The sequence below is a fragment of the Mycobacterium sp. E802 genome, from assembly GCF_001666875.1.
In the GTDB taxonomy this organism is placed as follows: domain Bacteria; phylum Actinomycetota; class Actinomycetes; order Mycobacteriales; family Mycobacteriaceae; genus Mycobacterium.
Genome location: NZ_LZJD01000107.1, coordinates 1 through 13,958, shown reverse-complemented (window position 1 = coordinate 13,958; position 13,958 = coordinate 1). Strand labels below are relative to the sequence as shown.

14 protein-coding genes are annotated in these 13,958 nt (G+C 68.4%); 3 read left to right on the top strand and 11 right to left on the bottom strand.

The annotated features are described in order from the left end of the window. Window positions 1–369: 369 nt before the first annotated feature. Genes A5699_RS15855 through A5699_RS15840 form a run of 4 tightly spaced genes read right to left on the bottom strand, consistent with a single transcriptional unit; the run spans window position 370 to window position 3,830 of the window. On the bottom strand, window positions 370–1,104 hold the full coding sequence (locus A5699_RS15855) for a cobalt-precorrin-6A reductase (protein ID WP_067770871.1): 735 nt from the start codon (window positions 1,102–1,104) through the stop codon (window positions 370–372). Then, window positions 1,104–1,859 (bottom strand): precorrin-4 C(11)-methyltransferase, encoded by a 756-nt coding sequence (gene cobM / locus A5699_RS15850; RefSeq protein WP_067770873.1) that lies wholly within the window; start codon window positions 1,857–1,859, stop codon window positions 1,104–1,106. Before cobM ends, A5699_RS15855 begins: the two co-directional genes overlap by 1 nt. After that, the gene (locus A5699_RS15845) at window positions 1,856–3,031 is read right to left on the bottom strand and encodes a bifunctional cobalt-precorrin-7 (C(5))-methyltransferase/cobalt-precorrin-6B (C(15))-methyltransferase (RefSeq protein WP_067770875.1); all 1,176 of its coding nucleotides are present in this window, start codon (window positions 3,029–3,031) and stop codon (window positions 1,856–1,858) included. The genes cobM and A5699_RS15845 overlap by 4 nt, the downstream gene beginning before the upstream one ends. 31 nt (window positions 3,032–3,062) lie before the next feature. Next, window positions 3,063–3,830, bottom strand: coding sequence for an SDR family NAD(P)-dependent oxidoreductase (locus tag A5699_RS15840; protein WP_067770867.1), 768 nt, complete (start codon window positions 3,828–3,830; stop codon window positions 3,063–3,065). 35 nt (window positions 3,831–3,865) lie between these two features. Here A5699_RS15840 and A5699_RS15835 point away from each other — a divergent pair, with 35 nt between their 5' ends. Further along, complete coding sequence (locus A5699_RS15835; protein ID WP_067770866.1) at window positions 3,866–4,291, top strand: F420-dependent biliverdin reductase; 426 nt, start codon at window positions 3,866–3,868, stop codon at window positions 4,289–4,291. Here A5699_RS15835 and A5699_RS15830 read toward each other — a convergent pair. Beyond that, a complete protein-coding gene (locus A5699_RS15830; protein WP_067770865.1) occupies window positions 4,288–5,424 on the bottom strand; it encodes a Xaa-Pro peptidase family protein in 1,137 nt (378 codons plus the stop codon). The genes A5699_RS15835 and A5699_RS15830 overlap by 4 nt on opposite strands. An 86-nt stretch (window positions 5,425–5,510) precedes the next feature. Here A5699_RS15830 and A5699_RS15825 point away from each other — a divergent pair, with 86 nt between their 5' ends. After that, entirely contained in the window at window positions 5,511–6,374 is an 864-nt protein-coding gene (locus tag A5699_RS15825; protein WP_067770864.1) for a hypothetical protein, read from the top strand. After that, entirely contained in the window at window positions 6,371–7,333 is a 963-nt protein-coding gene (locus tag A5699_RS15820; protein WP_067770862.1) for a 5'-3' exonuclease, read from the top strand. Before A5699_RS15825 ends, A5699_RS15820 begins: the two co-directional genes overlap by 4 nt. 87 nt (window positions 7,334–7,420) lie before the next feature. On the opposite strand, the gene A5699_RS15815 is transcribed toward A5699_RS15820, so the two are convergent. From A5699_RS15815 to A5699_RS15790, 6 genes are all read right to left on the bottom strand, one after another. Beyond that, window positions 7,421–8,224: a DUF4333 domain-containing protein gene (locus tag A5699_RS15815; protein WP_067770860.1), complete on the bottom strand. Its 804-nt coding sequence runs from the start codon at window positions 8,222–8,224 to the stop codon at window positions 7,421–7,423. Between the two features lie 38 nt (window positions 8,225–8,262). Beyond that, a complete protein-coding gene (locus tag A5699_RS15810) occupies window positions 8,263–11,031 on the bottom strand; it encodes an RNA helicase (protein WP_067770859.1) in 2,769 nt (922 codons plus the stop codon). Further along, window positions 11,015–11,971, bottom strand: a complete 957-nt coding sequence (tatC, locus tag A5699_RS15805) for a twin-arginine translocase subunit TatC (RefSeq protein ID WP_067770858.1) — start codon at window positions 11,969–11,971, stop codon at window positions 11,015–11,017. Before tatC ends, A5699_RS15810 begins: the two co-directional genes overlap by 17 nt. A gap of 76 nt (window positions 11,972–12,047) precedes the next feature. Further along, window positions 12,048–12,287: a Sec-independent protein translocase subunit TatA gene (gene tatA / locus A5699_RS15800; RefSeq protein ID WP_067770857.1), complete on the bottom strand. Its 240-nt coding sequence runs from the start codon at window positions 12,285–12,287 to the stop codon at window positions 12,048–12,050. A gap of 30 nt (window positions 12,288–12,317) precedes the next feature. Beyond that, the gene (locus tag A5699_RS15795; protein WP_067770856.1) at window positions 12,318–13,283 is read right to left on the bottom strand and encodes a YafY family protein; all 966 of its coding nucleotides are present in this window, start codon (window positions 13,281–13,283) and stop codon (window positions 12,318–12,320) included. Then, window positions 13,280–13,958 (bottom strand): YafY family protein (locus A5699_RS15790; protein ID WP_067770850.1); only part of this gene is annotated, 679 nt, incomplete at its 5' end. The genes A5699_RS15795 and A5699_RS15790, both read right to left, overlap by 4 nt.

Genomic DNA, 13,958 nt, shown 5'->3' with positions numbered 1-13,958 from the left:
ACGAGTATCTCGAGCTGGTCACCATTTACCTCACTAAACCCATTGTCGCTCATGGTTTTTGGCACTCCAGCACCACAGGCCGCATAGGCATCATCTGCCCAGTGTCCACCTGTCAGCGACTCTGTCGCTGACAGGTGGACAGCCCAAAATCCGTGGTGTAAGGGGCTTTTGGGTACTTCAGTGACATGAGTAAACATTGGGTGCGTGACGAACGGTGCCTCTGGTTCTCATGTGGCGATTGTCGCTCGATTGTCGCTAACAGGCGGGCACATCGCAAACCCGTCTAATTGATGGGACCGCGCCGCGTGAGGTCATAAACGATCGGCACACACATGGTGCACCCACTTGACGGCCCGCGTCACCGACGGATCACGAAACGTCGAGTCCATCCCGGACCCAGTCCACCGCGTCCTCAACCGTGGCCACCGTCTGAACACCCGGCGGTAGCGGCGGGCGGTCCACCATCACCACCGGAACCCCCGCCGCCTCGGCCGCCCGCAGCTTGGGCTCGGTCATGGCGCCCCCGCTGTTCTTGGTCACCAGCGCGTCGATCCGGTGCTCGCGCAACAGAGCCAGCTCACCGTCGTAGTCGTACGGACCGCGTGACAGCAGCAGCTGATGGTCGGTGGGCAGGGTGTCAATGTCCGGCGCGGTGACGGCCCGGATCAGAAACCACGCGTCGACGCCCTTGAACGCCCGGGTGCCGGATCTGCCGGTCGTGAGAAAGACCCGTGAATAGCCGTTGCCCGTCACGGTTTCGGCGGCTTCGGTGTCCGATCCCACGACGATCGCCGATCCTGGCGCCCAGGCCGGCCGGGCCAGGACCAGATGCGGCACCCCGAGTTCGGCGCACACCTGTGCCGCGTTGGCGGTGATCGTCGCGGCGAAGGGATGGGTGGCGTCCACGACGGCGTCGACGTGTTCGTCGACGAGCCAGCGGCGCAGGCCGTCGATGCCGCCGAAACCGCCGATGCGCACCGGCCCCACCGGAAGCGCCGGATCCGGAACCCGCCCGGCCAGCGAGCTGATCACCTCGACCTCTGGATGCAGGGCCGCGGCCAGGGCACGCGCCTCACCGGTTCCGCCGAGCAGCAGCACTTTCATCAGTGGGTCGCCCCGCGACGGCGCCCCGACGAGTACAGGTAGCTGTCGGAAAACCCCTCGGCGGCAAGCACATCGCCCACCACGATCACCGCGGTCTTGGTCACCTTGGCGGCATGCATCTTCTCGGCGATGTCGGCGAGCGTGCCGCGCAGCACGATCTCCTGCGGCCAGCTGGCGAAGGCCACCACGGCACAGGGTGTTTCGGGACGGTATCCGCCGTCGGTGAGCTGCGGGACGATGTTGTCGATCTGGGCGGCGGCCAGATGCAGCACCAACGTGGCTCCCGGTGCCGACAGGGTACGCAGGTCCTCACCTTCGGGCATCGCCGTGGACAGCGTCGCCACCCGGCTCAAGGTCACGGTCTGGGCCACCCCCGGAACGGTGAGCTCTCGGCCCAGCGCGGCAGCCACAGCAGCGAATGCCGGTACACCGGGCACGATTTCGTATTCGACGCCGAGCGCGTCAAGGCGGCGACACTGCTCGGCCAGTGCACTGTAGATCGACGGATCGCCGGAATGCAGCCGGGCCACATCCACACCCGCGCGATCGGCGGCCACCACCTCGTCGATGATCTGGTCCAGGTTCAGCGGCCCGGTGTCGACGACCTTGGCGTCGGGCGGGCACAGCGCCAGCAGGTCGTCGGGCATGATCGACCCGGCGTACAGGCACACCGGGCAGCTGCCCAGGATGCGGGCACCGCGCACGGTGATGAGGTCGGCGGCACCCGGGCCGGCACCGATGAAGTACACCGTCACGGCTTGACCACCGCCCACTGGGTCACCGGCAGCGCCGGGCGCCAGCCGGTGAACCCGCCGACCGCACCGCCGTGATAGTGCTGATAACGCCGCACCTCGCCACCTTCCTTCGAATACCACTGCGCAACAACCGCTTCCGATTCCAGAGTGACCGCGTTGACCACCAGCCGACCACCGGAGGGCAAGCGATCGAAACAGGCCTGCAGCACGCCGGGCTGGGTGACACCGCCGCCGATGAAGATCACGTCAGGATCGGGGGCACCGTCGAGCGACTCTGGCGCACCGCCGCGCACGTCCACCCGGACCCCGAAGGCCGTGACATTACCGAGAATCCGCTCGCGGCGCTGTTCGTCACGTTCGAATGCCACCGCCGCGCAACCCGGTGCGCTGCGCGACCATTCGATCGCGATGCTGCCCGAGCCCGAGCCGACATCCCACAGCAATTCCCCGGGCCGGGGTCCGAGAGCCGCCAGGGTGACGGCCCGGATGTGTTGCTTGGTCAGCTGGCCGTCGTGGGCAAACGCGTCGTCGGGAAGCGCGTGGGCCCGTCGCCCTTCGGGAAGGTAGGCCACCGCGATCACGTTGAGGTCGTCGATTCCGGCCGGCGGTGTCGTCGCCCAGTCCCGCGCTGTGCCGTCGTGCCGCTGCTCCCCCGGGCCACCCAACTGCTGCAGCACGGCCAATTCCGAATCGCCCCGGCCGGATTCGCTCAACAGCCGGGCCAGCGTGGCGGGGGTGTCGGCGTCACGCGACAGCACGATCGCCCGCCCGCCGCGGCGGACCGCGGTGTGTGGCGCGGCCGTGACCAGGCTGATCACCTCGGTGTCCTGTACCGGCCAGCCCATCCGAGCGCACGCCAGCGTGACACTCGACACGTGGGGCAGCACCCGGACCCGCTGGGTGCCGAACAGCCGGATGAGTGTGGCGCCGATACCGTGCAGCAGCGGATCTCCGCTGGCCACCACGTGCGCGTCTCCGTCACCGTCGAACAGCGTCGGCAGGGCGGGCAGCATCGGCGACGGCCATTCGCGACGGTCCGGCGTGACGCTGTCGTCGAGCAACTCCAGTTGGCGCGGCGAGCCGTACACCACGGTGGCTTTCGCCAACTCGTCACGGGAGGTCTGCGACAACCCGGCCATCCCGTCGGCCCCGATGCCAACCACTGTGATCATCAAGGCCTTCCGTTCTTCGCGCAAGCGCTCATCATCGCGGCATCCTGCGCCAGATCGGCCGCGGCACAAACCTCGTCACGAAGATCATCGGCCGGATCACCCATGGCACCCACACGGCGCGTTTACCGCGGTTCAGCGCGGTGGCGGTGGCGTCGGCCACCTGAGCCGGTGTGCTGGAGAAGGGTGCGGGCTCCATGCCCGCGGTCATCCGGCCGATCACGAACCCGGGCCGCACGATCAACAGCTTCACCCCGGTGCCGTGCAGGGCATCGGTCAGGCCACTGGCGAACGCGTCCAGCCCGGCCTTGGCCGAACCGTAAACGTAGTTGGCGCGGCGGGCCCGCGCCCCGGCGATCGAGGAGAACACCACCAGCCGACCCCGGCCGGCGGTGCGCATGCGCTGGGCCAGCACCGTCAGCAGGCTGACCTGGGCTACGTAGTCGGTGTGCACGACCGCGACCGCGTGGGCGGAATCGGCCTCGGCCCGGTCCTGGTCGCCGAGCACCCCGAAGGCCAGCACCGCGGTCTCGATCGGCCCATGGTCGGCTTCGATCGCCTCGACCAGGCCCGCGTGGCCCGCGGTGTCGTCGGCGTCGAACTCGCGGGTGTGCACCTCGACCGCACCGCCTGCCCGCACCGCGGCGACCTGCTCCCCCAGCTGTTCGGCGCGCCGGGCCGCCAGCACGACGACCGCGCCGGGGGCGAGCCGGACGGCCAGTTCGACACCGATCTCGCTGCGGCCGCCGAAAATCACCACGACACGGGGAACCGTGCCGGCCGTGTCTGCCGTGTCCTCCATGGCAGCGATTATGTCCTGCGCTAGCGTGGACCCCGATGGCTACATCTCGTGGCAAGGCGACCACCAAGCTCACCAACGAGGCGCTGGCGTTCCTCACCGAACGTCATCTGGCAATGCTGACCACCCTGCGCTCGGACAATTCCCCGCACGTGGTGGCGGTCGGCTTCACGTTCGATCCCAAGACCCACATCGCCCGGGTGATCACCAACGGCGGATCGCAAAAGGCGGTGAACGCGCATGAGCGCGGCATCGCGGTACTCAGTCAGGTCGACGGCGCCCGCTGGTTGTCGCTGGAAGGCAAGTCCACCGTGAGCAGCGAGCCGGACGCGGTCCGCGATGCCGAGCTGCGGTACGCCCAGCGGTACCGCACCCCGCGGGTCAATCCCAACCGTGTGGTGATCGAGGTGCGCATCGAGCGCGTACTGGGTTCCTCGGAGCTGCTGGACCGCGGCGAGAACTAATCCGGCTGGCTCACCGGCACCACGACGAGATCGTGCGGCTGGTTGTTGACCGATTCCGCGCCGTCGGCGGTGACCACGACGATGTCTTCGATCCGCGCACCCCACTGGCCGGGGAAGTACACGCCGGGCTCCACGCTGAACGCCATCCCCGCTTCGAGCGGCAGAGCATTGCCGGCCACGATGTAGGGCTCTTCGTGAACCGACAATCCGATGCCGTGTCCGGTGCGGTGCACGAATGCCTCGGCCAGCCCCTCGGCAGCCAGGACGTCGCGGGCGGCCGCGTCGACCTGTTCGGCCGTCACTCCCGGCCGCACCGCCGCCACCGCGGCCTGCTGGGCCCGCTGCAGCACCGCGTAGCGTCGCGCGACCTCGGGATCCGGTTCGCCGAGGGAATAGGTGCGCGTGGAGTCGGAGTTGTAGCCGGGCTCGTAGGGTCCGCCGATGTCGACGACGACGATGTCGCCGGCGCGCAGCTCACGATCTGAGCATTCGTGGTGCGGGTCGGCACCGTTGGGTCCGGAGCCGACGATGATGAACGCCACCTCCGAATGCCCTTCGGCCACAATCGCTTCAGCGATGTCCGCGGCCACGTCGGCCTCGGTGCGGCCGGGCACCAGGAACTCCGGAACCCTGGCGTGCACCCGGTCGATCGCGGCGCCGGCCTTGCGCAGGGCGTCGATCTCGGCCGGGTCCTTGATCATCCGCAGGCGCCGCAGCACATCGGTGGCCAGCACCGGGACCACCCCGAGCAGTTCGGCGAGCGGCAGCAGGTGCAGCGCCGGCATCGCATCGGTGACCGCAACTGCGTGGCCCGGACCGCCGAGTGCGTCGACCACCATCTGGTACGGGTTCTGGCCGTCCACCCAATCACGAACTGTCACACCGAGTTCGGTGACCGCCGACTCGCGCAGTGCGGCCAGCTCCAGGCGCGGCACCACGATCGTGGGATCACCGTCGGCAGGCAACACCAGCGCCGTCAGCCGCTCGAAGGTCTGCGCCCGGGATCCGGTCAGGTACCGCAGGTCATAGCCCGGCGTGATGACCAGACCGGCCAAACTGGCATCGGCTGCGGCTGACGCGGCGGCGGCGAGCCGGTGGGCGTAGACATCGGTGCTGAATCGGCTTTCGGTCATGGTTTCGAGGCTAACGTCTGCACCGCCGCGGTATCTGTCCGAGTGTCCGGCCAGGTCCACGGCGCCCACCGGCTACTGTCGCTGGAATGTTGCGTGATATCCGCGATCTCACCGACGATCCGCAGGCGTACGCCGCCGAGCTACAGAAGCGCTGGGGTGGCCTGCTGAGCTATCGGTACCTGGGCCGCACCTACTCCTCGATGGACCTGGGCCCGGCCGACGACACCGTGACGCTGCGCCACGACATGCGCAATCCGACCGGCGGGCTGCTGCTGGCTGTGCTTGGCATCTCCTCGCCCGACAGCGGCGGGGTCAGTGATCTGGAAGCGGTACCGAACCCGGTCGTGCATTCCTGTCAGCTGCTCGATCCGGCTCGCGACGTCAAGCGCATCCGCGTCGACACCGAGGTGCTCAAGCAGGGCAGGCAGATGGCCTACAGCCGCTCGGTCATCGTCGATGCCGACAACCCGGCGCGGGTGGTGGCACTCACCGAGGGTCAGGGGGTGTCCATCGGCGTTCCGCCCGAGGGCCTGCAGAAGATGCCTGTCGATCCGATCGACGTCGTCGACAGTCCCGATCTGCCGCCGCTGTGGCAGGTGTTCGGCGGCCACAAACGCGACGACGGAGATGGAGCCGGGCACTGGGCCCTGCCGCGGTTGGCGGTCGAGGTGGCCTCCCCCGACGCCGCGCTGCACATCGGCCCGCAGTTCGTGATCCTGGAGACCGCCGCCATGGAGAGTGCCGTAGATGCCGCGAAGACCGAGGCGCTCCAAGGCCTTTCGTCGCACGTGATGTTCCTGGCCCGGGGCAAGACCGGTCCGTTCCGGGTCGACACCCAGGTCCTTTCCGGCGCGGCGGGCACCGTCGCGGTTCGGGCCACCCTGCACGACGAAGGTGCGGGCGGCAAAGCGGTCACCGCCGCGTCCTATGTTTTCGGGAGGATGTCGTGAGCGACCCTGTTCTGCTGCTCGACGGGGCCAGCATGTGGTTCCGGTCGTACTTCGGTGTGCCGTCCTCGATCAAGGCACCCGACGGCCGACCCGTGAACGCGGTGCGCGGGTTCCTGGACTCGATCGCCACGCTAGTGACCCGGGAACGGCCAAGACGGTTGGTGGTGTGCCGCGACGACGACTGGCGGCCACAGTGGCGCGTCGACCTGGTGCCGTCGTACAAGGCACATCGGGTCGAGGAGCCCCGCCCGGACGGAACCCCTGATGTCGAGGAGGTTCCCGACGACCTCACGCCGCAGGTGGCCATGATCATGGAATTGCTCGACGCGTTCGGTATCGCGACGGCCGGGGCGGCTGGGTTCGAGGCGGACGACGTGCTGGGCACGCTGGCCACGGCCGAACAGCAGGACTCGGTGGTGGTGGTCAGCGGTGATCGCGATCTGCTGCAGTTGGTCCGCGATGACCCCGCCCCCACCGTGCGGGTCCTCTACATCGGCCGAGGGTTGGCCAAGGCGACGAAGTACGGGCCGGCCGAGGTCGCCGACATCTATGGGGTGCCCATCGACCGCGCCGGACCGGCCTACGCGGAGTTGGCGCTGCTGCGCGGCGACCCGTCCGACGGACTGCCCGGCGTCGCCGGTATCGGCGAGAAGACCGCCGCCACGCTGTTGGCCCGGCACGGCTCACTACAGGGCATCCAGGCAGCCGTCGAAGACCCGAAATCCTCACTGTCCAAAGCACATCGGACCAAACTGCGGGCCGCCGCCGAGTACATTGCCGCAGCCGAGCCGGTGGTGCGGGTGGCCACCGATGCTCCGGTGCAGCTGTCGACCACCACCGATGCACTGCCGCTGGCGGCCGCCGACCCGGCCCGGGTGGCCGCTCTGGCCGCCGCGTACGGGGTCACCTCGTCGATCGGCCGGTTGCAGGCGGCGCTGGACCAACTGCCCGGGCACTGACAGTCCTCGTCACCGTTTTCCACCGCAGGGTCATTCGCAGCGCGGCGCAGCGACCCTCAGGTGGAAAACGGCGGCCCGGGCACACGCCTACTTGGGTCGGCCGACCTCGTAGGTGCCCTTGTCGTCTTTGAAGGTGACCGTGACCTTGCGCTTGGTGCCGTCGATCGTCACCTCGCAGTCGAACGTCGAATCCTTTTTGACCGTGGGGTTTTCGCCGTCGTTGCACTTGACGCCGGTGACCTTCGTGGCGCCGTAGCCATTGGTCTTGTCGGTCAGGATCTGCTCGACACCGCTCTGGGCCTTGTTGATGTCGAGCTTGGTGGTGACCGCCCATCCGGGCAGCCAGAACGCGGTCACCGCGATGATGGCCAGCAACAGGACCACCAGGCCGCCGCCGATACCGCCGATCATCGCCAGCGAACGCTTGGAGCCTTCCTCAGAACCCGGCACACCGTACTGCCCGAACTGGCCGGGGGCGCCGTACTGACCGGGCTGACCGTACTGTCCCGGCTGCCCGTATTGCGGGGGCTGCCCCGGCTGCCCGAACTGGGGCGGTTGCCCATAACCGGGCATCTGGGGATATTGCGGCGCCTGGCCGGGCGGCGGGTAGGCCTGCTGACCGTACTGCTCGGTCCCGGGGTACTGCGGCTGCTGGGGCTGTTGCGGTTGCGAATAATCCGGCTGCTGGACACCCGGTGCAGGCGGTTGGTACGACGGGTACTGCTGCGGCGTATATGCCGGCGGTTGCCAGGCCGGTGTGTGCGTCGTGGCGTCCTCGGAACCAGGGGTCGGCGGCTGCCAGGCCTCGGCACCCGAAGGCTGGTCCTTACCGGGCTCAGGCTGCTGACCGGGCCACTGCTGTCCCTGGTCAGATCCCTGCGGTCCGCTCATGATTCTCCTTGATCCTGTTCGGGTGTCGCCAAAACACCCTACCCCGCATCAACAGCAACAACGCCGCGCCGAACGTCGTTGACAGCGCGTTTCGCGGTATTGCGCAGGCTTGATGTCGGCGCGGAATTGCGCACCTGGTCGAGCAGGTCGAGCACCTGACGGCACCACCGTACGAAATCACCGGCCGACAGCGCGGTGCCCGAGCCGTTCACATCCGAGGCCTCCAGCGCGACGGCCAGATCACCGGTGTTGGCCCAACGGTAGACCGCGGTGACGAATCCCTCGTCGGGTTCGCGGCTCGGTGCCAGGCGATGCCGTTGTTCGTCACCACGCAGGTCCGCCGACATGCGGCGGGTCTTGGCCAGCGCGCGCCGCAATCCTTCGGTCGGAACATCGATTCCGAGCACGCCGCCTGCGGCGTCCCCACGTGACTCGAAGAGCGCCGCCGAGAGCACCCCCGCCAGCTCCGCCGGTTGCAGGCCTTCCCACAGCCGACCGCGCAGGCATTCGGCCACCAGCAGATCGCTCTCGCTGTAGATGCGGGCCAGCAGTCGCCCGGCGTCGGTCACCTTGAGATTCGGACCGGACTCGTCGCTGTCGGCGCTGATGAACCCGCGCTCGCTCAGCAGCGCCACGATCCGGTCGAACGTGCGGGCCAACGAGTTCGTCGCCGCGTTGACCTTCTGCTGAATCTGGGCGTTGTCGCGTTCGATGCGCAGGAATCGTTCGGCGATCCGGGCCTTGGCCTCACGGTCGGGTAGCTGGTGCGCCGGGTGATGGCGCAGTTGATCACGCAGACCGGCCAGTTCGGGATCCACGTCGCGTTCCGGTGCCCCGGCACCCCGGCTCGCGCGCTTCGAGGGCACCGACAGATCTGCCGCTGCCGAGCGCAGCGCCGACGCGAGGTCTCGCCGCACCCGCGGCTGACGGTGCTCCACCCGCTTGGGCAGGGTCATCGTGCCCAAGGGGGCCGAGGCTCCGGAATAGTCGGCCGACGAAATCCGCCCGGCCCAACGGTGTTCGGTCAGTACGAGTGGTCTCGGGTCGTCACTGTGGCGTTCGGCCGGCTCCAGCACCACGGCCAATCCGCCGCGTCGCCCGTGGGTGATCGTGATGATGTCACCGCGACGCAAGCCGGCCAGCGCGTCGGTGGCGGCCTGGCGCCGTTGCAGCCGTGAGGCCCGCGACTGCGCCCGCTCGCGTTCCCCGATCTTGGACCGCAGCCGGACGTAGTCCAGGATCGGTGCGTCTTTTCCGCCGAGTTCTGCGGCCAGCTCGCCCATCATCCGCTCACCGCGGGCGATACCGCGCACCAGGCCGACGACCGATCGGTCCGCCTGGTACTGGGCAAACGATCGCTCCAGCAGCTTGCGGGCCTGCTCGGGCCCCATCTGCTGCACCAGGTTGATGGTCATGTTGTAGCTGGGGGCGAACGAGCTGCGCAGCGGGAAGGTCCGGGTCGAGGCCAGGCCGGCCACTTCGGCGGGTTCGGCGTTGCTGTCGTCGGGCCGCCACAGCACCACGGCATGGCCTTCGACGTCGATCCCGCGCCGCCCGGCCCGTCCGGTCAGCTGGGTGTACTCCCCCGGCGTCAACGGCACATGCTGCTCCCCGTTGAACTTCACCAGCCGCTCGAGCACCACGGTGCGGGCCGGCATGTTGATGCCCAGCGCCAGGGTCTCGGTGGCGAACACCGCCTTGACCAGACCCGCGGTGAACAGCTCCTCGACGGTGTGCCGGAACACCGGCAGCATGCCGGCGTGGTGGGCGGCCAATCCGCGCAGCAGACCTTCGCGCCACTGGTGATAGTCCAGAACGATCAGGTCCGATTCGGCCAGGTCGGCGCATCGCCGGTCGACGATCGCCGCGATCCGGGCGCGCTCCTCGTCGGTGGTCAGCCGCAACGGCGCGCGCAGACACTGCTGCACTGCGGCATCACAGCCGGCCCGGGAGAACACGAAGGTGATGGCGGGCAGCAGACCCTCCGCGTCGAGGGTGGCGATCACGTCAGGCCGGCTCGGCGGCCGGTACAGCTGCGGACGGCCACCACCGCGCCCCCGCCCGCGCGGCTGCCAGTCGGCCAGCCGGTCGGCTTCGCGCCGGTGGTGGATGTGGCGCAGCAGATCGGGATCGACGAGCGCACTGTTGGTGCCCTCGAACAGATCGAACAACCGCCGGCCGACGAGCATGTGCTGGGACAACGGGACGGGCCGGTGCTCATCAACGACGACGGTGGTGTCCCCGCGCACGGTCTGGATCCAGCCGCCGAACTCCTCGGCGTTGCTGACCGTGGCCGACAGGCTGACCAACAGGACTTCTTCTGGCAGGTGCAGGATCACCTCCTCCCACACCGCGCCGCGCATCCGGTCGGCCAGGAAGTGCACCTCGTCCATCACGACGTAGGAAAGCCCGTGCAACGCAGGAGAATTCGCGTACAGCATGTTGCGCAGCACTTCGGTGGTCATCACCACGATGTCGGCGTCGCCGTTGATGGACTGATCACCGGTGAGCAACCCGATCTTGTCGGCACCGTAGCGGGCCACCAGATCGGTGTGCTTCTGGTTGCTCAGCGCCTTGATCGGGGTGGTGTAGAAACATTTGCCGCCGGCCGCCAGGGCCAGGTGCACCGCGAACTCGCCGACCACGGTCTTGCCCGCACCGGTGGGCGCGCACACCAGCACGCCGTGCCCACCTTCGAGCGCACGGCAGGCGCGCAGCTGGAAATCGTCGAGCGCAAAGGGGTATTCGGCGGTGAACCTGGTCAGTTCACCGCCGTTGGCATCACCCGACTCAGGTGGCATCGTCATCGATGTCGATCCGCGATGCCCCCGAGTCCGGTGCGGTAACCGGGTCCGGTCTCGGAACGGGCTCCACCGTCGGGATGGGCGCGGCCTCGTCCTCGGGTACCTCCAGCGCCTCGCGCCGAGCCTTGCGCTTGTCGTTGAACCTCGCGATCTGGATGGCGAACTCCAGCAGCAGGCTCAGCGTGCAGGCCAACGCCAGCATGGTGAACGGGTCCGACCCCGGGGTGGCGAACGCCGCGAACACGAACAAGCCGAAGATCAATCCGCGACGCCAGGCCTTGAGCCGCTCGTAGCTGAGCACTCCCACCAGGTTGAGCATGATGATCAGCAGCGGGAACTCGAAGCTGATGCCGAACACCAGCAGCAGGTTGATCAGGAAGCCGAAGTATTGCTCGCCGGACAGCGCGGTGACCTGGACGTCGCTGCCGACCGTCAGCAGGAAGCCCAGCGCCGTGGCCAGCACCACGTAGGCCAGCACCGCCCCGGCGATGAACAGCACGGCGCCGAAGCCGACGAACGCCATCGCGAAGCGTCGTTCCTTCTTGTACAGGCCCGGGGTGATGAATGCCCACAGCTGATAGAGCCACACCGGGCAGGCCATCACCAGACCCGCGGCCAGCGCCACCTTGAGGCGCAGCATGAACTGGTCGAACGGACCGGTCGCCAGCAGCCGGCACTCCCCGTCGGGGGCAATCGTCGCGCGGGCTGAATCAGGCAGCGAACAGTAGGGGCCGCGCAGCCATTCGCCGAGGCTGTGGAAACCGAAGATCCCGTGGGTGTACCAGAGGAACCCGAAGATGGTGGTGACCAGGACTGCGGCCACCGAGATGAGCAGCCGGTTGCGCAGCTCGTGCAGGTGATCGACCAACGACATCGTGCCGTCGGGATTGACCCGCGAACGGCGGCGGCGCGGATCGAGTTTCTTGATGAATCCGGAGGTCACAGGAGTGTTTTAGAGGCCTGGTGGTTGGCGCGAAGCGGCATCGCGGGGCGATGACCGCGATCGGTTACCGGACCGGTCAGGCCGTGTGGCGGTCCGGGGACTGCTCAGGCGCCGGCGCCTCGACACGCTCGGAGGTAATCGGCTTGGCCGGTGGCGCCTCGGCCGACGAATCCGACTGCATCTCCTTGATCTCGGACTTGAAGATCCGCATCGACTTGCCGAGCGACCGCGCCGCGTCCGGCAGCTTCTTGGCACCGAAAAGCAGCACGAACACCGCGATGACAATGATCCAGTGCCAGGGTTGTAGACCACCCAATTTGGTTACCTCCAGACGTCCGTGCCGAGTCTACCCGCGGATGTCGGCAGTCTCGTAAGCGTGCAACGCCGCGGCGGCCGATTCCTGCACCCGCTGCGCCAGTGGTTCGGGCGCCAACACCCGCACCGCCGAGCCGAAGCCCAGCAGGAACCGGGCCATCCATTCCTGCGAGGCATACGTCATCACCGCTTCGCAGGCCCCGTCAGGCAGCTCGTTGACGATCCGCAGCGGGTAGTAGTCGAACATCCACGACGCCGAACGGTCGATCACCAGGGTCGCCGACGGCAGTGACGGATCGGCGCTGTCGGGATCGAACAGCGAGGTGTCGGTGCCGGCCTGGACGGCCGGTGAGGGCGGGTCGGAAGGATCGTCCAGCCGCTCGGCGGACATGATCCGGTCGAACCGGAACATTCGCACCGCCTCGGCGGTGCGGCACCACGCCTCCAGGTAGCTGTTCTCCCCGATCAGCACGACCCGGATCGGGTCGACGGTGCGGGTGGTCAGCGAGTCCCGCGAGGCCGAGTAGTACTCCAACGTCACGGCGCGTCCGTCACGTACGGCGGCGCGCACGTCCCCGGCCGCACCGGTCTCCTCCGGAACGGTTTCTTCGACGGGCGCGCGTTGACTGCCCGCGGCCGATTCGATCTTGGCGATGGCGCTGCGCGCCGCCTCCGGATCGACCATGCCGGGCACGTCGACCAGGGTGCGCAACGCCATGAGGACGCCGGTGGCCTCCGTGGAGGTCAGGCGTAGCGGGCGGTCCACGCCGGCGCTGAACGTGACTTCGACGGTGTCGCCCTCGAAGTCGAAGTCGATGAGGTCACCGGGGCTGTAACCGGGAAGCCCGCACATCCACAGTTGCTCCAGATCGGAGTCGAGCTGCTTGCGCGTGACGCCCAGGGCGGCGGCGGCCTCATCACGCGTGACCCTGGGGTTGGCCTGGAAATACGGGACCATGTTCAGCATCCGGACCAGCCGGGTCGAAACCTGACTCATACGCGGCCCGCCCGCGCCCGCAACCGCCCCACCACGTCGTCGCGTAACGACTGGGGTTCCAACGCGACGGCGTCGGCGCCGTAACCCGCGATCTCCCGGGCCAGCCGGTCTGACATCCCGATGTCGACGGTGATCTCCTCCCCTGCGCGTCCGCCCAACGTGCGCGGCATGATCTCGGTGGCCTGACGACGCAGCGCGGTGGCCCGCCCACCGGCAATCCAGACGCGAGCTTGCTCCCCGGTGGGAAGTTCGGCCACCGCACGCGCGACGATCTCCCGCAGATTGACCCCCTCGGGCTTGGCCACCGCACCGGCCGACCCGACGGTGCTCACGTCGGCATCGATGCGCGACAGCCGGAAGGTACGGATGTCGTCGCGGTCGCGGTCATGCCCGACCAGATACCAGCGGCCGCGGTGAGTGACCACACCCCAGGGCTCGACGGTGCGGCTGGTGTGCTCGGCACTACGCGAGGCCCGGTGGCGAAAGCGCACCGCATGACCGGAGTCGATCGCCGACAACAGGATTCGCAACACCTCTTCGGAGCCTCGCAGCCCGGGCAACGTCGCGGTCGATGCGATCGCCACCCCCGCACCTTCGGCGTCGACATCGACCCCCGCGGCCCGCAGCTTCAGCAGCGCGCCCTGCGTCGCGGTGACCAATTCCGGGGACTGCCAC

Excerpts from the sequence above, each read along its gene's own strand:
- A5699_RS15855 (WP_067770871.1), bottom strand. The coding sequence starts at position 1,104 with ATGAAAGTGCTGCTGCTCGGCGGAACCGGTGAGGCGCGTGCCCTGGCC.
- A5699_RS15845 (WP_067770875.1), bottom strand. The coding sequence starts at position 3,031 with ATGATCACAGTGGTTGGCATCGGGGCCGACGGGATGGCCGGGTTGTCG.
- A5699_RS15840 (WP_067770867.1), bottom strand. The coding sequence starts at position 3,830 with ATGGAGGACACGGCAGACACGGCCGGCACGGTTCCCCGTGTCGTGGTG.
- A5699_RS15835 (WP_067770866.1), top strand. The coding sequence starts at position 3,866 with ATGGCTACATCTCGTGGCAAGGCGACCACCAAGCTCACCAACGAGGCG.
- A5699_RS15830 (WP_067770865.1), bottom strand. The coding sequence starts at position 5,424 with ATGACCGAAAGCCGATTCAGCACCGATGTCTACGCCCACCGGCTCGCC.
- A5699_RS15825 (WP_067770864.1), top strand. The coding sequence starts at position 5,511 with ATGTTGCGTGATATCCGCGATCTCACCGACGATCCGCAGGCGTACGCC.
- A5699_RS15815 (WP_067770860.1), bottom strand. The coding sequence starts at position 8,224 with ATGAGCGGACCGCAGGGATCTGACCAGGGACAGCAGTGGCCCGGTCAG.
- A5699_RS15810 (WP_067770859.1), bottom strand. The coding sequence starts at position 11,031 with ATGACGATGCCACCTGAGTCGGGTGATGCCAACGGCGGTGAACTGACC.
- A5699_RS15795 (WP_067770856.1), bottom strand. The coding sequence starts at position 13,283 with ATGAGTCAGGTTTCGACCCGGCTGGTCCGGATGCTGAACATGGTCCCG.